This window comes from Haemophilus sp. HMSC71H05 (genome assembly GCF_001838635.1).
Classification (GTDB): domain Bacteria; phylum Pseudomonadota; class Gammaproteobacteria; order Enterobacterales; family Pasteurellaceae; genus Haemophilus_D; species Haemophilus_D parainfluenzae_R.
Map to the genome: position 1 here is coordinate 343,809 of NZ_KV838026.1, position 17,632 is coordinate 361,440.

30 protein-coding genes and 1 tRNA gene are annotated in these 17,632 nt (G+C 36.9%); 18 read left to right on the forward strand and 13 right to left on the reverse strand.

Annotation, left to right across the window (positions count from 1 at the left end):
- Positions 1-106: 106 nt before the first annotated feature.
- The 8 genes from HMPREF3279_RS03010 to HMPREF3279_RS03045 are packed head-to-tail and all read right to left on the reverse strand — an operon-like array spanning position 107 to position 4,864.
- Positions 107-481, reverse strand: a complete 375-nt coding sequence (locus HMPREF3279_RS03010; RefSeq protein WP_049384881.1) for an antiterminator Q family protein — start codon at positions 479-481, stop codon at positions 107-109.
- Entirely contained in the window at positions 475-831 is a 357-nt protein-coding gene (locus HMPREF3279_RS03015) for a RusA family crossover junction endodeoxyribonuclease (protein ID WP_070868026.1), read from the reverse strand. The genes HMPREF3279_RS03010 and HMPREF3279_RS03015 overlap by 7 nt, the downstream gene beginning before the upstream one ends.
- Before the next feature lie 44 nt (positions 832-875).
- Positions 876-1,868: a DUF968 domain-containing protein gene (locus HMPREF3279_RS03020; RefSeq protein WP_070868027.1), complete on the reverse strand. Its 993-nt coding sequence runs from the start codon at positions 1,866-1,868 to the stop codon at positions 876-878.
- On the reverse strand, positions 1,868-2,497 hold the full coding sequence (locus tag HMPREF3279_RS03025; protein ID WP_070868028.1) for a replication protein P: 630 nt from the start codon (positions 2,495-2,497) through the stop codon (positions 1,868-1,870). The genes HMPREF3279_RS03020 and HMPREF3279_RS03025 overlap by 1 nt, the downstream gene beginning before the upstream one ends.
- Positions 2,494-3,441 (reverse strand): conserved phage C-terminal domain-containing protein, encoded by a 948-nt coding sequence (locus HMPREF3279_RS03030; protein ID WP_070868029.1) that lies wholly within the window; start codon positions 3,439-3,441, stop codon positions 2,494-2,496. Before HMPREF3279_RS03030 ends, HMPREF3279_RS03025 begins: the two co-directional genes overlap by 4 nt.
- Positions 3,438-4,133, reverse strand: a complete 696-nt coding sequence (locus HMPREF3279_RS03035; protein WP_049371081.1) for a phage antirepressor KilAC domain-containing protein — start codon at positions 4,131-4,133, stop codon at positions 3,438-3,440. Before HMPREF3279_RS03035 ends, HMPREF3279_RS03030 begins: the two co-directional genes overlap by 4 nt.
- Positions 4,134-4,183: 50 nt before the next feature.
- Positions 4,184-4,627, reverse strand: coding sequence for a YmfL family putative regulatory protein (locus HMPREF3279_RS03040; RefSeq protein ID WP_070868030.1), 444 nt, complete (start codon positions 4,625-4,627; stop codon positions 4,184-4,186).
- A gap of 48 nt (positions 4,628-4,675) precedes the next feature.
- Positions 4,676-4,864, reverse strand: a complete 189-nt coding sequence (locus tag HMPREF3279_RS03045) for a transcriptional regulator (RefSeq protein WP_005641697.1) — start codon at positions 4,862-4,864, stop codon at positions 4,676-4,678.
- 108 nt (positions 4,865-4,972) lie between these two features.
- On the opposite strand from HMPREF3279_RS03045, the gene HMPREF3279_RS03050 reads away from it, so the two are divergent.
- From HMPREF3279_RS03050 to HMPREF3279_RS03065, 4 genes are all read left to right on the forward strand, one after another.
- On the forward strand, positions 4,973-5,671 hold the full coding sequence (locus HMPREF3279_RS03050; RefSeq protein ID WP_070868031.1) for a LexA family transcriptional regulator: 699 nt from the start codon (positions 4,973-4,975) through the stop codon (positions 5,669-5,671).
- 124 nt (positions 5,672-5,795) lie between these two features.
- A complete protein-coding gene (locus tag HMPREF3279_RS03055; protein WP_005698592.1) occupies positions 5,796-6,059 on the forward strand; it encodes a type II toxin-antitoxin system HicA family toxin in 264 nt (87 codons plus the stop codon).
- A gap of 1 nt (position 6,060) precedes the next feature.
- The gene (locus tag HMPREF3279_RS03060; protein ID WP_070868032.1) at positions 6,061-6,555 is read left to right on the forward strand and encodes a type II toxin-antitoxin system HicB family antitoxin; all 495 of its coding nucleotides are present in this window, start codon (positions 6,061-6,063) and stop codon (positions 6,553-6,555) included.
- Positions 6,536-6,883, forward strand: coding sequence for a hypothetical protein (locus tag HMPREF3279_RS03065; RefSeq protein WP_070868033.1), 348 nt, complete (start codon positions 6,536-6,538; stop codon positions 6,881-6,883). The genes HMPREF3279_RS03060 and HMPREF3279_RS03065 overlap by 20 nt, the downstream gene beginning before the upstream one ends.
- 51 nt (positions 6,884-6,934) lie before the next feature.
- On the opposite strand, the gene HMPREF3279_RS03070 is transcribed toward HMPREF3279_RS03065, so the two are convergent.
- Positions 6,935-7,309: a hypothetical protein gene (locus tag HMPREF3279_RS03070; protein ID WP_180365024.1), complete on the reverse strand. Its 375-nt coding sequence runs from the start codon at positions 7,307-7,309 to the stop codon at positions 6,935-6,937.
- A gap of 245 nt (positions 7,310-7,554) precedes the next feature.
- The gene (locus HMPREF3279_RS03075; protein ID WP_070868035.1) at positions 7,555-8,079 is read right to left on the reverse strand and encodes a hypothetical protein; all 525 of its coding nucleotides are present in this window, start codon (positions 8,077-8,079) and stop codon (positions 7,555-7,557) included.
- A 368-nt stretch (positions 8,080-8,447) separates the two neighbouring features.
- On the opposite strand from HMPREF3279_RS03075, the gene HMPREF3279_RS03080 reads away from it, so the two are divergent.
- Both HMPREF3279_RS03080 and HMPREF3279_RS10155 read left to right on the forward strand, forming a co-directional pair.
- A tRNA-Met gene (locus HMPREF3279_RS03080) sits at positions 8,448-8,525 on the forward strand.
- A gap of 127 nt (positions 8,526-8,652) precedes the next feature.
- Positions 8,653-8,811, forward strand: coding sequence for a hypothetical protein (locus tag HMPREF3279_RS10155; RefSeq protein WP_180365025.1), 159 nt, complete (start codon positions 8,653-8,655; stop codon positions 8,809-8,811).
- On the opposite strand, the gene HMPREF3279_RS03085 is transcribed toward HMPREF3279_RS10155, so the two are convergent.
- Entirely contained in the window at positions 8,789-9,001 is a 213-nt protein-coding gene (locus HMPREF3279_RS03085) for a hypothetical protein (RefSeq protein WP_070868036.1), read from the reverse strand. The two genes, HMPREF3279_RS10155 and HMPREF3279_RS03085, sit on opposite strands and share 23 nt — an antisense overlap.
- Before the next feature lie 314 nt (positions 9,002-9,315).
- Between HMPREF3279_RS03085 and HMPREF3279_RS03090 the strand changes: the two genes are divergently transcribed.
- The 11 genes from HMPREF3279_RS03090 to HMPREF3279_RS03145 all read left to right on the forward strand — a co-directional run bounded on the left by HMPREF3279_RS03090 (position 9,316) and on the right by HMPREF3279_RS03145 (position 15,027).
- Positions 9,316-9,582 carry a hypothetical protein gene (locus HMPREF3279_RS03090; RefSeq protein ID WP_070868037.1) on the forward strand — a complete coding sequence of 89 codons (267 nt, stop codon included), beginning with the start codon at positions 9,316-9,318 and terminating at the stop codon, positions 9,580-9,582.
- 2 nt (positions 9,583-9,584) lie between these two features.
- Positions 9,585-9,797, forward strand: a complete 213-nt coding sequence (locus HMPREF3279_RS03095; protein WP_070868038.1) for an ANR family transcriptional regulator — start codon at positions 9,585-9,587, stop codon at positions 9,795-9,797.
- Positions 9,784-10,338 carry a hypothetical protein gene (locus HMPREF3279_RS03100; protein ID WP_070868039.1) on the forward strand — a complete coding sequence of 185 codons (555 nt, stop codon included), beginning with the start codon at positions 9,784-9,786 and terminating at the stop codon, positions 10,336-10,338. The genes HMPREF3279_RS03095 and HMPREF3279_RS03100 overlap by 14 nt, the downstream gene beginning before the upstream one ends.
- The gene (locus tag HMPREF3279_RS03105) at positions 10,325-11,128 is read left to right on the forward strand and encodes a hypothetical protein (RefSeq protein WP_070868040.1); all 804 of its coding nucleotides are present in this window, start codon (positions 10,325-10,327) and stop codon (positions 11,126-11,128) included. The genes HMPREF3279_RS03100 and HMPREF3279_RS03105 overlap by 14 nt, the downstream gene beginning before the upstream one ends.
- A 9-nt stretch (positions 11,129-11,137) precedes the next feature.
- On the forward strand, positions 11,138-11,356 hold the full coding sequence (locus tag HMPREF3279_RS03110) for a flagellar FlbD family protein (RefSeq protein ID WP_049371107.1): 219 nt from the start codon (positions 11,138-11,140) through the stop codon (positions 11,354-11,356).
- Between the two features lie 463 nt (positions 11,357-11,819).
- A complete protein-coding gene (locus HMPREF3279_RS03120; RefSeq protein WP_070868042.1) occupies positions 11,820-12,317 on the forward strand; it encodes a TRM11 family methyltransferase in 498 nt (165 codons plus the stop codon).
- Positions 12,304-12,765, forward strand: coding sequence for a hypothetical protein (locus HMPREF3279_RS03125; protein ID WP_070868043.1), 462 nt, complete (start codon positions 12,304-12,306; stop codon positions 12,763-12,765). The genes HMPREF3279_RS03120 and HMPREF3279_RS03125 overlap by 14 nt, the downstream gene beginning before the upstream one ends.
- 126 nt (positions 12,766-12,891) lie before the next feature.
- On the forward strand, positions 12,892-13,407 hold the full coding sequence (locus HMPREF3279_RS03130) for a MazG-like family protein (protein ID WP_070868044.1): 516 nt from the start codon (positions 12,892-12,894) through the stop codon (positions 13,405-13,407).
- A gap of 2 nt (positions 13,408-13,409) precedes the next feature.
- A complete protein-coding gene (locus HMPREF3279_RS03135; RefSeq protein ID WP_070868045.1) occupies positions 13,410-13,697 on the forward strand; it encodes a DUF551 domain-containing protein in 288 nt (95 codons plus the stop codon).
- 42 nt (positions 13,698-13,739) lie between these two features.
- Positions 13,740-13,982 (forward strand): hypothetical protein, encoded by a 243-nt coding sequence (locus HMPREF3279_RS03140; RefSeq protein ID WP_070868046.1) that lies wholly within the window; start codon positions 13,740-13,742, stop codon positions 13,980-13,982.
- A gap of 13 nt (positions 13,983-13,995) precedes the next feature.
- Positions 13,996-15,027: a tyrosine-type recombinase/integrase gene (locus HMPREF3279_RS03145; protein ID WP_065243977.1), complete on the forward strand. Its 1,032-nt coding sequence runs from the start codon at positions 13,996-13,998 to the stop codon at positions 15,025-15,027.
- Between the two features lie 148 nt (positions 15,028-15,175).
- Here HMPREF3279_RS03145 and rplY read toward each other — a convergent pair whose 3' ends face one another.
- The gene (gene rplY / locus HMPREF3279_RS03150; RefSeq protein WP_005698823.1) at positions 15,176-15,463 is read right to left on the reverse strand and encodes a 50S ribosomal protein L25; all 288 of its coding nucleotides are present in this window, start codon (positions 15,461-15,463) and stop codon (positions 15,176-15,178) included.
- Between the two features lie 226 nt (positions 15,464-15,689).
- On the opposite strand from rplY, the gene HMPREF3279_RS03155 reads away from it, so the two are divergent.
- Complete coding sequence (locus HMPREF3279_RS03155; RefSeq protein WP_070868047.1) at positions 15,690-16,295, forward strand: DedA family protein; 606 nt, start codon at positions 15,690-15,692, stop codon at positions 16,293-16,295.
- A gap of 689 nt (positions 16,296-16,984) precedes the next feature.
- Here the strand turns inward: HMPREF3279_RS03155 and HMPREF3279_RS03160 are convergent.
- On the reverse strand, positions 16,985-17,596 hold the full coding sequence (locus HMPREF3279_RS03160; protein ID WP_070868048.1) for a riboflavin synthase: 612 nt from the start codon (positions 17,594-17,596) through the stop codon (positions 16,985-16,987).
- Positions 17,597-17,632 lie beyond the last annotated feature (36 nt).

Genomic DNA, 17,632 nt, shown 5'->3' on the forward strand with positions numbered 1-17,632 from the left:
TAAAAATCAATTCTGCGTTTGTAACGTGCAAAAAACGCACTATATCTTATATGATACACATTTAGTCTAGACTGTCAAGCGGTTTTATTAAAAAATTTTAAATATTTTAAACAACCCAAATACACTCACTCCCACCACTCACAATCATTAACAATAGAGATGTTTTTACGGTTTTTAATCGGTTGAAATATTCCGCTTTTGAAATCCGTAGATAAGTCAATATTTCTTGTTTTTCCCAGCGCTTAATATAGGTCAACACAAACACATCATAAAGCTCAGGTGTTAGCTTGCGTATAATGCCAAGGTAGCCATCAATTTTTAAACCAAGATCATCAGAGATAGAATTAATGCGATATTTATGAGCGTAACGTGCTTCACATTTCATTTCTGCAAATCCAGCGGCAACACGTGGAAATTCTGTTTCATGTCTTGGTGTTGCCCAATAACCGAACTCAACAACAATTACATCAATATCTAACATACTATCTCCTTAATCGACACTAAAACCTTTCCACCCTTGACTACACATTTGCGTATAATTCGCAAATCATCAATAACACTATCGTCCACCAACACGCCCGCTTTCACTAACGCGTCTAATAATGATTTAAAAAGATTATCCAAATCACGCATTCTTCTATCCGGCATAAATGCTTCCACCACCACTGCAGCACGAATACCCGCTGGAAATCTTGCTGAGCGTCTAGTCATCCACGCAACCTGTGCAGCATAAGCACGTCCTTTCGCGCTAATTAATGTTTTCCCATTTACTCTGCGCCAATAGGTATTAACAGAAGGTGGGAATGGTAGTTCTAATGTTATCGTTGTCATAGAAATCTCACTTTAAAAAGACCGCACTTTTGATTGTTAAACCATTAATCAATCACTAATGCACCAATCTTGATGGAGTATAAAAAGAACTTATGCCAAAGCTCTATTTGTGAACCATACTTTTCTTCAAATGCTTTTACGTTTTGATGTAATTCATTGTGATGAATTCGGCAAAGCGGAATACAATCCAAATCATCTGCTTTACTTCCCATCACACCATTACCATGACCAATTAAATGATGTGGATCATCTGCTTGTTTACCACAACACACACAAGGCTGAGTTTTTACCCAACGTAACCATTTTTCAGAACGGATATATTGTGGCTTTGGTCTTGCCATATATTGAAGTGGCGGATCATCATCAGCTTTTAAATTTAAAATGGCTTTATCTAAACGGTCCATGTGATAAATAAGAGGATCTTCAAAGCGAGTAGAACTTTCTTTATTGTCTCGTTCGTAATTTTTAACACTAAAGACCTTTCTTAATAACGCATCACTTAATAAACGTTGAAGTCCATTCTTAAAACAATACAGCACTAAATCTGATTCTGTTAAAGGACGAGCATGTTTTAAATCCACTTGGATTTTTGCAATGATTGCTTGCTCTATATTTTGTTCCACCACCAACTTTGCTTTTTCAGCATCATAGTTTCCCTTGCGCATTTCTGTATCGTGGTGCCAACAAGCTCTGATAAAACCGTCTAAGTACGGAGTAATTGTTAATTCTTTATGACAGTATTCACCATCACTCAACTGACAATGCTTAATACTGCCCACAAAATTCATCAACGCTTTTTTTGTAAGTAATTTTGACCGCACTTCCTTATTTTTTAGGAAATCCACCACCAACGGTGGAAATTCTTCACTAATAGACCATTGCCAATTAACTACACCAGATTCCTTATGTTGTAATTCAGTAGGCTCTGGCATTAACACCATTCTCTTCGTCATTACCTGTGCAGCATTGCTCGGAATTCTAAACATCATTAAACCAAGGTCTGATTGTTTATATGGTGTCAACAACAATACTTGCATTAATGCCCCCGCAACGATCCTTTAATGCTTGCAATGATCTCTGCTTGGCGTGTTTTTGAAACTGGCATTGATGTTGCTTGCGATGGTAATTGTTTTGTTGGCTCCGGTAACACTTCACCATTTTTTAAACGATCAGCCATATTGCGTAAGGCCTGTTTAATTTCTTTTCGTAACTGCTCTACTGACCAAGTGTATCGTCGACAACGACAATACAAATCAGTGATTAACCAATATTCCACGGTTGAATTGAATTTAAATTTATCCACATCAGCCATGCCGTAACGTTGAAAACTTGCTAAACGCTGTGCTAATTCTTCTTCTGACGGTAAATCCATCGGAATTTTGCACCATTCGATGAAATCAAACAGGTTTGGGAAATAATCATTTCTTGCTGCACGAACTCTTGCTAATCCACGCTCTAACATATCCACAGATAAAACATCATGATTCACTAGCTCTTCAATCCAAATAAATTTCGCTTCTTCCAATGCTTCGTCTGTTGGGTAGTTATAGCGCCAACGGTTGCAGTAAGCACACAAGCGATTGAATAACTGATTCACTAATTCTGAAACATGAGTATTTAAATCAACCCCTGAAACGCAATTTTCTTGTCTGATTGCCACGTTCATTTCAACATCCCCATTTTGCGTAGTTTTTCCGCTACTTGCGGATTACGAATTTGAATTTGTCTGCCCTTTGCCCAATCGGTGCTTTTGCTTGCCGGGTTTGGTGCACTGCCTTTCGGTTTTAACATCGTGCCATCAGCCATTACCCAAGCACCGTCTCGCATTTCTGGTCTGCCCTTGTTATCCCAACGTTCTGAGCCGACAACATACTCACCGAAGTTTGTTGGACGGAAAATCGTACTTGGTCGGAGATACTCAACCATTTTCGGATCACGGCCCCATTTTGACACGAGATAATCCACCACACGTTTACACACACCCAAATCGAATTCAGCCAATCTAGCGCCAATCGCTTGTTTTGTTTTGTCAGTGAGCTTGTATCCTGTTGGTTTTCGTTCGCCTTGCTCTTCAGCAAGATTTGCCAATGCCATGTTCAAATAATCCAACACAACTTGCTCAGCTGGGGGGACTATAGGTGGGTTATTTATATTTGTTTTATTATTTGTTTTTGTAGGGTGGCGTTTTTCGCCAGGGGTGGCGGTGGCGTTTTCCGCCACTGGTGTCGTGGCACTTTTCGCCACTGGTGGCGTTTTTTGTAACTGGTGGCGTTTTTCGCCACTGGTAGCACTTTTCGCCACTGGTTTATTTTCAACATTAGGAAGGTCTTTCACTAAATAGAATTCAGTCGTTCTTCCAGCGGTTTTAACAGTACGAATCAAACCAACTTCTTCAAGCTCTTTAAGGATTTCATAGATAGTCTTATCTCGGTTAATGCCAGTGAATTGTTTGAATTGTTCAATAGAAATAAAATCACTTTCTTTCTGCCAGCCAGTCGTTTTACGAGCTACCAACAAATAGGCTTTTACAGCGTTACCAGAAAGGGCAAACATCACTTCATCTACAAAAGCATTAGGGATCTGAAAAGAATTAGGGATAAATTTGCTCATAGCATTAACTCCGATGCGTAACGTTGTGCGATCCATTGAATACCTTTCGATGTCACGCGAGTTTGTGTAAAGTTGTGACCGTGCTCTGCTGTACCAGTTTTCACTGTAAATAAACCACGGCTTTGTTTGTCTGAATATGGAATAAGATTGCCTGATTGACGATATAACGCTTTATCTCGCTCTAGTGCAGCAATCATCGCTTTCTCTGGCATATTTAAGATTTTTGCCGTTTCGCGTAATGATTTTGTTGTGCCAATATCAACGTAAAGATCTACAAAGTCCGCTTTAGGTTTCATCGCCTTGTTCTCTAACGCTAAAGCTTGTTTCTCTTTCTCTGATGCCACCAACTGCTCTAAGGCTTGAAGATAATTCTGCGGTAAAAGTGCGGTCGGATTTTGTTGGTTTTCTAACTCTTGCCAACGATCAATAACTGCCGCTGTAAATTCCGGTGAAAACTGAGCAACTAAAATATAAGTGTCGCGCTTATTCAAAAAATACTCATAGTAGATTTGACCATTCTGTGGGTGGGTGTACGGTTTCGGCTGATACCCCCCAATCACACCTTTTGAAATAAGTGTTTCAATGCTTTTACACACGTCACTATGTCTAGAATTAACAAGTTTTGTTATTTCTCGACTGCTCATTGTTAATGCACTTGCATTTTTATCATTAATCGGTAATAATTCATTCATCTTGTGAACTCCTTGTGAGTGTAATTAACCACGGTGGCCGCCGTGGTTTTTTATTGCCGTTTATTAAGTGAAATCACACACTCAATAGAATGTTGTGTTGCAGCTAAATGTTTATTTAATAGCTTGAGAATCAAATCTTCTTCACTACGGGTAATCTCACCATCAGCAAGCGCGCTTTCTAATGCTTCAAATAACAATCCACGAGCTGATAACTCATGTAATTGAATATTTGCCATTTCTACTGCATCTAAATCATCTGCACAGGTATCTGGTACAAAACGTCCACCAGCGGTACGGCATAATTCTTCAATAAACTGTGTGCAGCCATATTCAAGTTGAATAGCAATCAATTCTTCATTTTTGAACCGTTGGCCCTTTGTTTGATAAAGACGATTATTTAATTCACTTTCAGTAAATCCCAAGAATCCAGCTACCGCACTTTTTCCACCGGGTATCTGTTCAATCATCTCTATAATGGTTTGTTTCATTGCCATAATTTTTGCCTTATTTTTATGGTTTTCTTTTTGATTTTTACTGATAAATTAATCCCACAAATCGGGGCGTAATTCAGATTTTTTAACTTTGCCATTAGTAAGTTCTTCAATCTTTGCACAGCGTTCAGCTGGTACTTTTTCACGCCATTTTGATACTGCCCAAGGGGTGATATTGAAGTGCCGAGCCATGGCAGAAATACCGCCTACGATTTCATAAGCTTTTTCGATTGGTAGCATCTTAACCTCATTTCTATTTTAAGTAGCATAATTCTACTACTAAAAATAGAATTGAATCAACTATTTTATTTACGTATTCTCTACCTTTAGTAGAAATAAGGGGGTTATATGTCAGATTTAGCAAGCCGAATTAATGAATTAATGGCTCAGCAAAATAAAAGAATAGGAGATCTTCAAAAGGCTCTAGGCGTAACCTATGAAATGGCCAGACGTTATACGCTTGGCACAGCCACACCAAGAGATGACAAAATTGAATCTATGGCTGAATACTTTGGAGTTAGTCCTGCTTATTTGAAATATGGATCTACTGACTCAACTGAAACAAAAGTCACATCAAACATAAAAGAGCTTGGATCCTTTGACTTATGGGATAGAAACACGCCATTAAATAGTGATGAAGTGGCAGTGCCTTTTTATCAAGATGTTCGCCTTGCTGCGGGTAATGGGTTTGCTGATGACATCGCAGACTATAACAATTTTAAATTACGCTTTTCTAAAGCTACATTAAGAAAACAAGGTGTTCAGTTTGAAAATGCTGTGTGTGTAATTGCTGACGGTAACTCTATGGAACCTGTTATTCCGGATGGAACAACGGTGGGGATTGATTTAGGCAATAAAACAATTAGAGATGGGAAAATATATGCCATAAACCACGGTGGATTACTGAGAATAAAACTACTCTACAATATGCCTAATGAACAAGTGAAAATCCGCAGTTATAACAGTGATGAGCACCCTGACGAAATAGCAGAGTTACAAGACATTTCAGTGCTTGGTAAAGTGTTCTGGTATTCTGTCCTTTTATAAAAAAACAATAGCGGATGGTTGTTGATTTATTTGTGTAGTAACAAAGAATTCGTAATTATTATTACTAATATGTTTACAATATTAATATTCATGGTAATATTTTGTAACTAAAGGTTAGTGACAAATGAGCAAAATTACAAAAATTAAAGATAAGCTCTACAAAGAGCCGCCACCCACTGATTTTACGTGGGACGAGCTGAGAACACTTTTACTTAATTTAGGATTTAATGAAAAACAAGGTAATGGATCTCGTGTGAAATTTGAGCATTCTTCGCTTGATTTCCCGATTAGTATTCATAAGCCACATCCGCAAAATACATTAAAGCGGTATGTAATTATTCAGATAAAAACCGCCCTTGATGAACTCTATGCGCTATTAGGAAATTAATATGGACACAATGCAATATAAAGGCTTTCTAGGAAGTATCGAAATTTCCAAGGAAGACAAGATATTATACGGCAAGCTATTACATATTAATGGCTTGATAACTTACGAAGCTGAGAATTTTTCAGAATTAGAGGCTGCATTTCATGATGCTGTTGATGATTATCTTGCCGATTGTGAAGAATCCGGCGTCGAACCACAAAGATCTTGTTCGGGTGCATTTAATATTCGGGTAAAACCAGAAAAGCATCGCCAACTCCTATTTATCTCAAGCGTACAAAATATAAAACTAAATGCTTTAGTAGCAGAAGGGGTTGATTTGGTCATTACAAAATATGCAACTGAACATGCAAAACTAGAAGCTTACAAAGTATTTAAGTTTAACTGGGAACGCAATCCAGAAATGAGAAAAAATGCAATTAATTGGACATTAGAAAAAATGTCAAAATCTCAGTTTGTTTCAGGAGAGGAAAATAATTATGAAAATGCAAATCCTTGATCAAGCTATTATGTCTTACTCTTTTAATCTAAAGACTAATAAGGAAAGTAGCGCAAAAGAAGGAAAACTATCTCTAGGTGTTACATTCCCAAAAGAAGACAGAGCCGACTGTATTCTCCATATTGAAATTGATACGCCAGATTATGAATTTAAAGGAGAATTTGCTTATCATTTTGAAAAAAATCGTCCAAAATTCTCAGAAGCTAAAAATAGGGAACAAGAATTTATGGCATCACTTTACACTTACGCTATGCCATTTGCAAAAAACCTTCTTGCTATATCCGAAGTGCCAAGCAATAGCTTGCCTTATTTACCTATTGAAATTTAACTAACAAACCGCCTGTGTGGCGGTTTTTTATTATTTCGAATATTTAATTAATCATAGGCAGGATGTGACAATGCTGTCTGCCTCGCTTTTAGATAATGCTGGAAACACTCCATCATAATGAGATATTTTAATTTCATTATGCAAAATATCAAACAAATAAAAACTTCTAAACTTCCCCGCCTGTGTTGCCCCAATAAATATTTCTGTATGCTTTCCATATTCATTTATCAGCATGCGATCAGGCCTAAAGCTATTTAGCTTATCAAGCAAACATTGTTTTACATGATCTTCGCTTTGTGTAATTGGATAGCTTTTAAATTCTAACGCACGCATTTCAGACGTACTAACTCCACATCCAAAAAGACCAAGTGCAACAATCGGAACAAATATTTTCCTCATATAACCTCCATTAAAAAGTGCGGCCATTCTACTTAAAAAAATTAACGTATTCCGTGATCAGCATCTCAAATCAAAATATTCACTGGTTAAAAAATAGTCAATCAAACACCAATCAACAAAATATTTTTACTTAAAAATCAAATAAATACTACTTTTGATAGAAAATAATTCTACTTTTATGCAAATTTTAGTTGCATAAATATCTACTTTAAGTAGAATTAACCACAACAAAGCAAAACGCTTTGAAACGTTCTTTAAAAATTTGAAACAGGTTAATGATGGGAATTCATGCTCTTATCGAGCTTAGCAAGAACAACATTGCGAATAAGTGGATTTAACTCATATTTATCATTAGTCCAGCCGTACGAAATAAGTTCTTTTGACAAGAGTTTTTGAATGGCTAGCTGAGTTCTGTTATCTGGGAAAATAATTCGCTCATTAAGGCAGGACATTGCAAGAACATGTTGCTCTTCTGTTGATAAATTATGAAGTAGATTGATTAATCTAGCTTGCTCTGAATTAGTTTTTAATGATTCACGCAGTTTTGAAATAATTGATTTGGTCGAATTAGAAATAAGAATCCAAATCATCGTAGAAACCAACGCAAATATCAAAGAACCAAAATTGGCAAGAGTGAACCAATCAGGAAAGAATGCCGGTGTTTTAGCGTTGAGATACAACGTTAATTCTGGCGGAATGAACGTAAAGCCAATAAATAAGAAAACGAAGAACATAGTCATGTGATTAAAAACTACCTTGGTAAGTATGGTATTAAGTAACTTGGCGTACTCTTCCATGATGTTCCTCTGATTAAATTGTAGTCGCAGAGAGCATTATATTCCTCGATGTAGTCGCATACAAGAGGACTTGAGCCTTACAAGTATAAAGAAAGGCACTCATCATTAACCTGTTTTGAATTTTAGACAATTTGGTCTCGTGCGGGATATAAATTATCGGCTGTTTAAGTCGAGTAACCCCAGAGCAGAAAACTGTACTGCGTGTTTAACCGAAGTGATGTGGTTGGCAGGTCAATGGCAGCGCTGTTTATATCTTTAAGCAATCCCTTAGAGGATACGAGTTCGGTCGGGGAAATGGTAACAAGCCCACGGACTGGTTAATTTAGCAAACGCAGCTACAAGCGTGACAGCCGGAGAGACGGTAAACTGCCTCGGTAGCTTAATAGGTAAAAGCGACCGGCTCATAACCGGAGGATAGTTGAGTTCGAATCTCTCCCGAGGCACCACTTCAAAGCGAATTTATTAAATGTTCCATCAAAGGTCTGGGTAAACTGCAGATTACCAATTTAAGGATAGCTAGATCAGAATTTGGTAAGTTCGCTTTGAAATGTCAATCAATAAAGAGGTTTAAATATGGAAGAAGAAAAAGAAAAAAGCCTATCTGATATAGATAAAAAACTAATCAAACAGGCTGTATTAGAAAGTGCGGCTAAAAATACAAATCTGCCACCAGACAACATTGCTAAAGCACTGTGTCGAGCTTTTACATTTATTGACCTTTATGGGCGTTAATAACCTTCATCAAATCTACGTTTTCATCTAATGACAAAAATCTATTAGATAACGTTTCAACAAAGTCCGCAATGCCATTAGCTGAGTCGCTGTTTAAATAAATGTAAGGAGCTGCAGTTGATGAGCTTGATGTTTTGGCTATATCTCTTGCAAAAAGTAGGGCAAGAGCGTCTGCTTCAGGTTTATTCATAATAATATCCTTATTTGAGTTGTGAGAGTCTAAATTATATTCCTTAGCGTTGTGAGAAACAATAAGGGCTTGAGCCTTACAAGCATAAAGAAAGGCACGTTAATGGTTCTTTGGAGCAACCAGCTAAAGCCGCTTTCAAGTAGAAACATCACTAATTTTACACTTTGTTCAAGTGGTGTGAGAGCGGCTCTAGCTGGAAACAGCACATAACAATATGTTCTTCTTTAGTCAATTCCCCGCAGTTGCCATTTATAGCTTATTTGCACTGCGGGATTTTTTTTACCTAATTCCACCATCACTACAAGGATCTACTCATGAAACAAAATCAATTCGCAAGATTTATTAAAAATACCGCCTACGGTGTTGCAACAGTTTGTTCAATCATTGTTGCTGCAATGGTTATTCTCACCGCATTAGCGGCAGATGCAAAAGAATACACTAACCCTGCACTAGAACGTGAAAAAGCGAGAGTGCAGTGGATTTCCGAACACGGTGAGTATCAACAGAATTTAACCGAAGAAGGTGAAAAACAAGCACGTGCTTACGTATCCATTAAACAAGCTGAAATTAATAAGGAATAGAAATGAAACTACCTTTTAAAACCAACAGCGAACTTGCCGCCAAGGAAGAACGCAAGAAAAATTATTTATCCGCTTATGTGCTTTGGAAAAAGGCATCAAAGCTAACCGGAAAAGAGATAAATAAACATTGGTGCATAAGCCGTGCGGAATGGTGCCAAAAAATGCACCTGGAAGAAGTTAAACTGAAAACGAGAAAAATCTATGTACCGCATTAATACCTATTATGGTCATACCATTGACTATATAAAGCCGGATCCTAACGAAATTGATATTCGTGATATTGCGCATAATCTCAGCTTTGAAAACCGTTTTATTGGTCAAACTGCTGAGCCTTATAGCGTAGCTCAGCATTGTGTACTTGGCAGCTATATTTTTGAAGAAATGGGATTACCTGAGCTTGCATTTCTTTTCCTACTGCACGATGCGGCAGAAGCCTACTTAAAAGATATTCCGACTCCGCTCAAACATTTGCTAAGTGAGCCTTATCGCAATATTGAAGATCGCTTTAATTTAGCAATCCACCAGCGTTTTGATGTTGAGTATAAAAAATTGCCAGCAATTAAATCTATGGATTTATCTATGCTTGCAACGGAAAAAGAACAGTTACTTCCACCAGCATCTGTAGAGTGGCCGCAATTGGACGGTATCTCTCCGGCAAATATCACAATTGTTTTTTGGCAACCACATCAAGCTGAATCAGCATATCTTGCCCAATTTAAACACTTAACTGAGATTTTAAACTATGGCGACAAGTAAAAAACCGCGTAAAAAGCACGATAAAAATGCCAATATCAAACGGCAGAGCGACAGAATATGTCGCAACTCTCTTGTGCTTTCCGTTATTGGATTAGGAAACGACGGCACAGAATGGATAAAAAATAATATTCCACAAGACAGAACAACGGCTACTGAACAAGATTTTGAACTGATGTATAACAAATCCCGTCCCTGGTCTTTTGTTTTTGGCGTTATTTGCCGTGATCAACTTGGAAGAGGTTATATAAAATTTGAATATCAATCTCTTGCTAATCAATTTGCATTCACTGCACCTGAAATGACTGATTACGTCAATGACAATATCAATGCCATTTTAAACGATGTAAACGAAGAGCATGTTCTCTCCCCTTTCCTTATTGCATCACCAGAGAAAAGAGAGTTTACAGATGATTACATCAAGAAACTTTTAACCTGGAAGAAAGTGGAAACAACACTTAAAACCCCATTTGAGATTAAAGCGTTGCGTGAAGAAGGAATGGCCGCATTACGTGAAATAGATCCAACAGCTTACTCAGATAAAGCAACTTGGACGATCCTTCGTAAAAATGGCTGTAATGATTTTGCCGATATGCGACTAGTTGGATTAGAGAAATATCAACACTGCAAAGGAATTGGTAAAAAACGCATTCAAAGTCTGATTGATGGCTACCACGCATTAATCAATGACGAAAAATTAATTCCAAAATTGACCGCACTTCGTGAATTTGAAACTCAAATTTATATCCACCAACAAACAATGGCCCGATTAAATCGAGCTGCACAAATGTAGGAGAACCACATGGCTAAATTTATCAAACTAACTAATACGGATGAATCAGATATTTTCATCAACGTAGAGCAAATTCAAACCATCACTAAAGATGAAAATGACACAGCTATTCAATTTGAAGATGGAACTATTTTTGTAAAAGAAACACCGGAACGAATTATTCACTCAATCCAATCTGGCGGTTCGGTTAATGAATTACCAGTTGTTGATGTCATGACCGCTAAGTAAAAAACGACCGCACTTTTGGGGAGTAAAAATGATAGATGACACATTATATCGGTTAATTATGACCGTTCTAATATCTTTTTACTTTATTTTAATAGGAAGAAAACTACAGAAACTCGATGAAGATAGAATGAAAGAATGTGAGTTTTACTTCAGAATTAAAATATGGCTTATCCAGCGTGGGGTAAAAGATGTTTAGGAATGACTTACAAGTATCAAATGGCAAAAGATACGTTGTCATTGAATGTCAATTCGGACATGAATGGGGAATGATAAGAGAGACTAGAGAAACAGTCAGCGAGGGGGAGGCATTGGAAATCGTCCAATATTGGATTAAGTACAAAAGAATAAAAGCAGAGCAAATAATGGTTATTGAAGTGCCTGATATTTGCAAACCGTGGTGAATAAATATTTAACAAATCCAATAGGCGTTCCAAGTGAGCGCCTTTTGTTTTAATGAGATTAGATGAAACCAATTCTAGATGCTTGCTGTGGCGGTAGAATGTTTTACTTTGATAAGAATAATCCGAATGTACTTTTTGCAGATATAAGAAAACAAAAACTAAGCTTTAAGGATCGTGACAAAATTAGACATTTAGAAGTATCGCCTGATGTAATCCATGACTTCACTCATATGCCGTACCCTGATAAATCTTTCAAGTGCGTTATATTTGATCCTCCCCATTTAATTCAAGGTGGTGATAATTCATGGATAGTAAAGAAATATGGACGATTAGATAAAGATTGGCAAAATCAGTTATTAAAAGGCTTTCAGGAATGTATGAGGGTGCTGGACGATTATGGAACTCTTATTTTTAAGTGGAATGAAACTCAAGTGCCTGTTAGTGAGATTATTTCAATCTTAAATAAAACTCCAATTCTCGGGCATAAATCGGGAAAAGCTAACAATACGCATTGGATGTTATTCATGAAAATTGAGGAGAAAGAAAATGAAAGAATTTGATTTAGAAAAAGCATTGGCAGGTGAACCAGTACTATTGCGAGACGGAAGAAAAGCTATTATTTTTCATCGCATACCTGATGAATATAAATATTCTGGTGAAGGCGATGTAGTTTATAAGCTAAGAGGTATGACATTCACAAAAGAAGGGTATATTAATGATGCTAGTGAAAGTTGGACTTTAGACGGAGTTTATGATTTGAGCATTGATGATAGCCCTGACGACATCATCGGAATGTGGGAAGAGCCAAAGATTAGCATTGAAGATTTGCCTAAACCGTTTAAGCCGAAAGATGGTGAAAAATATGTCTATATCGTTGGAAGTGAAGTTTTTCATAGAATTAGTATAAAAGACGATTTTGATACATCTCTCTCTGAAGGCGGCCAATGCTATCTAACAGAAGAAGATGCTAAAAAATGGATTCATTTTATGAAAGGTATGATGGAGTAAATATGAAAGATTTTATTATATGGCTGTCACTATTCATAACTTTGTTAGTTGGCATTGTTTTAATTGGTGCGTGTGCTGGTTTATTCTTTGGCGCTGCGTGGAAAGCTTTCTGCTGGGTGGTGTGATATGAAAGAAAAAGAATTGATCGAAAAAATAGAACAGTGGGCTGAAGAGAGAAATTTAATTAAAGGCTCAAGCATTAATAAGCAAACACTCAAGATGCTTGAGGAGTTTGGAGAGCTTTGTGGCGGTGTTGCGAAAGGTAATTTGGATATAATTAAAGACAGCATTGGTGATTGTTTTGTGGTGCTGACAATCATAAATGCTCAATGTCGCAACGAATCGACGGAAGTCAACGCCTACCAATCACACTTACTTGAACCAACTGGACATTTTAGAGCAAGCTCCATGGATGAGTCATTATTACGAACCGCTGCAAAAATAGGTAATTTCGCAAATGTATCAACTTATCCTGATGATTGGGATGTAAACTCTCTATCTAATTATCTCTTCCTTATCAGTAAAATGGCTAACCTTGATTTCTGGGGTTGCGTTCAACACGCTTACGAGCAGATAAAAGACCGCAAAGGAAAAATGATTGACGGAGTTTTCGTTAAGGAAGAAGATTTGAATAAGGAATAAACATGACTGCACCATCTTTAGCCTATCAAGATGCAATGAATGGCATTGCTATTTTATATGACGCATTATCTAGTGCGGAAAACGAGTTAGATAAACTCAAAAATGCATGGATTAAGTGCAGCGACAAACTACCGCCTGTTTATGCAAGAGTCTTAGTTTATGGGAAGTGGTATAACAGCAATATCATTACTATAGGTTTGAGAGATAATGAGAATAACTGGAAATTTTTTCCTGCATTAGAATCGGTTATCTGTTGGCAACCACTTCCAGAACCGCCGAAAGATGAATAATTAATAACCGCTCTTATGGGCGGTTTTTTTATTGGAGTAAATATGGGAAGAGAATTTTTTGATGAATACTGCAGTCCAGAATTATTAGCTTTAATAACTGGATATGTTTGTCCTAAATATCAGATGAAAAGCTTAAATGAATTCGGAATTCCTTTTCTTCACCCAAAAGGAAATAGAAAATTCCCGCTTGTGTTACGATCTGATGGTGACAAGATTTTGAAAGGTGAGAAAGTGCAGCAGATTACACAAACAAAAGAAAGAAGGCGGTCTGCAGTATTAAGTTAGTAAGGGGGATATTATGGCACGTCCAAGAAAACGAATTAATCAAGGATTGCCACAAGGCTTAGTATGCCGGAATCGAAAAAGAGCAGATGGATCAATCGTGGTGTATTACTACTACACGATGGCCGATAAAAAAGAAGTTGCGTTAGGAAAAGATAAACACATTGCTATTCTGGAAGCTGCAAAGCTGAATATGCAGTATCTAACGAAGAAAGACAATATTCTGTTTATTGAAGTGCTTGAACGATATGAAAAAGAAGTTGTGCCGCTTAAAAAAGCGAAGAATACTCGAAACTCAAACATTCAGGCAATAAAGAAATTGCGCCAATACTTCCAAGATCCACCATTTACCCTTGATGAAATAGAGCCTATACACATCCGTGAATATTTAGATTGGAGAAAAGACGTTAAACCAACCGCAAATATCGAAGTTGGATTATTTGGCCACATTTGGAGCATGGCGAGAGAATGGGGTTACACTGAAAAGATCAGCCCATCAACAGGGGTTAAAAAATTCAAAGTAAATTACCGAGATGTGTACATTGAAGATTATATCCTAGATAAAATCTACGACTGCGCCACGGGGGATATGAAGGATATTATGGATGTGATGTATTTAACCGGACAACGTCCAATAGACGTGGTAAAAATCCATAGTTCGCACATCTACAACGATTTACTGCATATTACACAGCAAAAAACAGGTAAACGTGTTGCTATTAAAGTTATAGGTAAACTAAAAGAGATTATCGACAAGCGGATCACTGAAGAAAATCAGTTCCTGTTTACGAATAAATGGGGGCGAAAACTCGAGCGGAGATCGCTTACTGATTATTTCAAAGATACCCGTAATGCGGCATCAAGAAAATATAAAGAACTAGCAGAAGAGATCAACCAAGTGCAATTGAGAGATCTTCGTGCTAAAGCGGCAACAGACCTTTCATTAATGATTGATGATGAACGTGCAAGAAAACAGCTAGGACATACTTCTGCACGAACCACTCAACATTACATCAGAAAAGAAAAACCACTCAATCCAACCAAATAAAAAAGGCTCTTCAAATGAAGGGCCTTTTTTTGTCACAAATCACGTTCCGAAACGTTTTTGAAACTCATTGATTTTATTAAACTTTAAAATCTAAAAATAGCAAAATATTTCGGAATTAAAATTGACTTTAGATAGCGTAAATACTGGATTATGCTCTTTTGAAGTCAATGTGAACCAATTTTGGTTTGAATGGGTGACGTTGCATTGCTTGAACTTTCACTGCAACTTCTTTACCTTCAACCACTAAAGTGATTACATCGCTATAGAAAGAATCGTGAGCTTGTGCGTTGTTTAATTCATCGTGATTTAAGATGATTGAAACAGGTGCTTCGCTGCCACCATAAATGATTGCAGGGATTTGACCGTTGTGACGCAGGCGGCGGCTCGCACCCTTACCTTGCGCTTGACGAACTTCAGCGTTAAATTTAAATGCCATTTTAATGTTCTCTTGATTAAAAGTTTAAAATAAAAAATTGCAGGCGACCCAGCAATTTTCCTAAATTTGCTCAAAGACAAACTTTGAGAGCGACGGATTATAAAATATTCAGCCCCACAATGCAAATTTACATAGCAAATTTTTTCTAGGCTTTTCAAGGCAAAGCGATTAAAATAAATCCCAATTTTTAATTAATTTTAACTAACTGATTGTAAGTGGGTTTCAAATGGAATTTCTTATCAGCTTTTTTACCGATTACGGTTATTGGGCGGTGCTATTTGTTCTGATTATTTGTGGCTTTGGTGTACCTATTCCAGAAGATATCACGCTTGTTTCCGGCGGTGTAATCGCTGGTCTTTATCCTGAAAGCGTCAATTCCCACTTAATGTTAGTCGTGAGTATGATTGGCGTACTTGCCGGCGATTCAACCATGTACTGGCTTGGTCGTATTTACGGTACACGCATCTTACGTTTTCGTCCAATGCGTAAAATCGTCACATTAGAACGCCTCAAAATGGTACGTGAAAAGTTTGACCAATACGGCAACCGCGTATTATTTGTTGCTCGTTTCTTACCTGGTTTACGCGCACCAATTTATATGGTTTCTGGCATTACCCGTCGCGTCAGCTACACTCGCTTTGTATTCATTGATTTCTGCGCTGCGATTATTTCTGTACCGATTTGGGTTTACCTTGGTGAATTTGGTGCGAAAAACTTAGATTGGTTACACGAGCAAATTAAAAAAGGCCAACTCGTGATTTATATCCTAATCGGTATTCTAGCCCTATTCCTATTTTGGAAATGGAAAAAAGCGAAGAAACAAGCTAAATAATTTCCTATAAAGTACGGTCAAAATTTTATAAATTTTCGTCAATAAAAAAACGCTTAATAATTTTATTAAGCGTTTTTTTGTTTAAGAAATACCTATTTGCAAAAATTTCAACTCAGTAAAAGAGAAAAGGATATATACAACATTTTTGAAAACTCAGCTATGTATTCCATATATTGGTAAATCTACATCTTTACAAAAAAGATATAGGTTAAAAAAACACCAATTCAAGAAAAAATAATTTATTTAAAATGACTTATTTATTGTCAATAACTTAAGTAAAAAAATAATGTGATTGAATTCAATTTTAAAGATGTTTATCTTTACCTTGATTTCTGAAATATTTTTTCAGAAAGTAGAAAGCGAATGGCGGCCACCATTCGCTTAATGAGAAATTCACTTATGACAGCTATAATAAGGAGTCATAAAATGAAATTAACTTTTAAGAAATTTATAATGAGTGTTATCTCTAGCATATTAACTAGGGCAACATGGGAGCTCATTATTGTATTACTTAAAAAATAAGAAAAATTGGCGGTGAGTTCTCACCGCCTTTTTATTATGCACGAAAACTTCTAAATTGCCAAAATTTTATAAAAAATGTTTACATTATAAATATGTTTTAATTTCTCTTATTACAAAAAGTGCGGTAAAAAACAACATCGTTTTCTACCGCACTTTTTTCATTCCAACTAAGCTTTAGCTGCTAAATATCGTTCCACTGTATCCACAATCGCTTGTGTTTGTGGATCAATTTCGATATTCACTAGATCGCCAATTTGGCGTTTGCCAATCAGAGTTCTATGTAAGGTTTCAGGGATTAAATTCACGCAGAATTCATCGTCTTTCACTTCACCAATAGTAAGACTGATGCCGTCAATCGCGATAAATCCTTTGGTGAGTATATATTTCATCACGTCTTTAGTAGGTAATTTAAACCAAACCTGACGATTGTTTTCACTTTCGATAATCTGTGAAACGCTTGCGGTACAATAAACGTGGCCCGATAAAATATGTCCGCCAATCTCTGCACCCATTTGCATTGCACGTTCAATATTCACAAAATCCCCTGCTTTTAAGCTACCGAGATTGGTGATGCGCAAGGTTTCCTGCATTAAGTCAAAGCTGACAAGATCGTCGTGAATTTCAGTCACTGTTAAGCACACGCCATTATTCGCCACGGATGCACCGATTTCTAAGCCTTTTCGCATTTCAGCTGGTAATTTTACGATCTGTGTTCTAAAATTATCGCCGTCTTTAATTGCATGAATTTGGGCGATGCCCTGTACAATACCTGTAAACATTATTATTCCTTCATTAAAAACTTTTCCAATATTATA

Excerpts from the sequence above, each read along its gene's own strand:
- HMPREF3279_RS03060 (WP_070868032.1), top strand. The coding sequence starts at position 6,061 with ATGGACACAATGCAATATAAAGGCTTTCTAGGAAGTATCGAAATTTCC.
- HMPREF3279_RS03075 (WP_070868035.1), bottom strand. The coding sequence starts at position 8,079 with ATGGAAGAGTACGCCAAGTTACTTAATACCATACTTACCAAGGTAGTT.
- HMPREF3279_RS03025 (WP_070868028.1), bottom strand. The coding sequence starts at position 2,497 with ATGAACGTGGCAATCAGACAAGAAAATTGCGTTTCAGGGGTTGATTTA.
- HMPREF3279_RS03160 (WP_070868048.1), bottom strand. The coding sequence starts at position 17,596 with ATGTTTACAGGTATTGTACAGGGCATCGCCCAAATTCATGCAATTAAA.
- HMPREF3279_RS03040 (WP_070868030.1), bottom strand. The coding sequence starts at position 4,627 with ATGGCAATGAAACAAACCATTATAGAGATGATTGAACAGATACCCGGT.
- HMPREF3279_RS03045 (WP_005641697.1), bottom strand. The coding sequence starts at position 4,864 with ATGCTACCAATCGAAAAAGCTTATGAAATCGTAGGCGGTATTTCTGCC.
- HMPREF3279_RS03145 (WP_065243977.1), top strand. The coding sequence starts at position 13,996 with ATGGCACGTCCAAGAAAACGAATTAATCAAGGATTGCCACAAGGCTTA.
- HMPREF3279_RS03055 (WP_005698592.1), top strand. The coding sequence starts at position 5,796 with ATGAGCAAAATTACAAAAATTAAAGATAAGCTCTACAAAGAGCCGCCA.
- HMPREF3279_RS03010 (WP_049384881.1), bottom strand. The coding sequence starts at position 481 with ATGTTAGATATTGATGTAATTGTTGTTGAGTTCGGTTATTGGGCAACA.
- HMPREF3279_RS03035 (WP_049371081.1), bottom strand. The coding sequence starts at position 4,133 with ATGAATGAATTATTACCGATTAATGATAAAAATGCAAGTGCATTAACA.
- HMPREF3279_RS03015 (WP_070868026.1), bottom strand. The coding sequence starts at position 831 with ATGACAACGATAACATTAGAACTACCATTCCCACCTTCTGTTAATACC.
- HMPREF3279_RS03135 (WP_070868045.1), top strand. The coding sequence starts at position 13,410 with ATGACTGCACCATCTTTAGCCTATCAAGATGCAATGAATGGCATTGCT.
- rplY (WP_005698823.1), bottom strand. The coding sequence starts at position 15,463 with ATGGCATTTAAATTTAACGCTGAAGTTCGTCAAGCGCAAGGTAAGGGT.
- HMPREF3279_RS03020 (WP_070868027.1), bottom strand. The coding sequence starts at position 1,868 with ATGCAAGTATTGTTGTTGACACCATATAAACAATCAGACCTTGGTTTA.
- HMPREF3279_RS03140 (WP_070868046.1), top strand. The coding sequence starts at position 13,740 with ATGGGAAGAGAATTTTTTGATGAATACTGCAGTCCAGAATTATTAGCT.
- HMPREF3279_RS03070 (WP_180365024.1), bottom strand. The coding sequence starts at position 7,309 with ATGGCCGCACTTTTTAATGGAGGTTATATGAGGAAAATATTTGTTCCG.
- HMPREF3279_RS03155 (WP_070868047.1), top strand. The coding sequence starts at position 15,690 with ATGGAATTTCTTATCAGCTTTTTTACCGATTACGGTTATTGGGCGGTG.
- HMPREF3279_RS03105 (WP_070868040.1), top strand. The coding sequence starts at position 10,325 with ATGGCGACAAGTAAAAAACCGCGTAAAAAGCACGATAAAAATGCCAAT.
- HMPREF3279_RS03120 (WP_070868042.1), top strand. The coding sequence starts at position 11,820 with ATGAAACCAATTCTAGATGCTTGCTGTGGCGGTAGAATGTTTTACTTT.
- HMPREF3279_RS03030 (WP_070868029.1), bottom strand. The coding sequence starts at position 3,441 with ATGAGCAAATTTATCCCTAATTCTTTTCAGATCCCTAATGCTTTTGTA.
- HMPREF3279_RS03090 (WP_070868037.1), top strand. The coding sequence starts at position 9,316 with ATGAAACAAAATCAATTCGCAAGATTTATTAAAAATACCGCCTACGGT.
- HMPREF3279_RS03050 (WP_070868031.1), top strand. The coding sequence starts at position 4,973 with ATGTCAGATTTAGCAAGCCGAATTAATGAATTAATGGCTCAGCAAAAT.
- HMPREF3279_RS03110 (WP_049371107.1), top strand. The coding sequence starts at position 11,138 with ATGGCTAAATTTATCAAACTAACTAATACGGATGAATCAGATATTTTC.
- HMPREF3279_RS03125 (WP_070868043.1), top strand. The coding sequence starts at position 12,304 with ATGAAAGAATTTGATTTAGAAAAAGCATTGGCAGGTGAACCAGTACTA.
- HMPREF3279_RS03100 (WP_070868039.1), top strand. The coding sequence starts at position 9,784 with ATGTACCGCATTAATACCTATTATGGTCATACCATTGACTATATAAAG.
- HMPREF3279_RS03065 (WP_070868033.1), top strand. The coding sequence starts at position 6,536 with ATGAAAATGCAAATCCTTGATCAAGCTATTATGTCTTACTCTTTTAAT.
- HMPREF3279_RS10155 (WP_180365025.1), top strand. The coding sequence starts at position 8,653 with ATGGAAGAAGAAAAAGAAAAAAGCCTATCTGATATAGATAAAAAACTA.
- HMPREF3279_RS03130 (WP_070868044.1), top strand. The coding sequence starts at position 12,892 with ATGAAAGAAAAAGAATTGATCGAAAAAATAGAACAGTGGGCTGAAGAG.
- HMPREF3279_RS03085 (WP_070868036.1), bottom strand. The coding sequence starts at position 9,001 with ATGAATAAACCTGAAGCAGACGCTCTTGCCCTACTTTTTGCAAGAGAT.
- HMPREF3279_RS03095 (WP_070868038.1), top strand. The coding sequence starts at position 9,585 with ATGAAACTACCTTTTAAAACCAACAGCGAACTTGCCGCCAAGGAAGAA.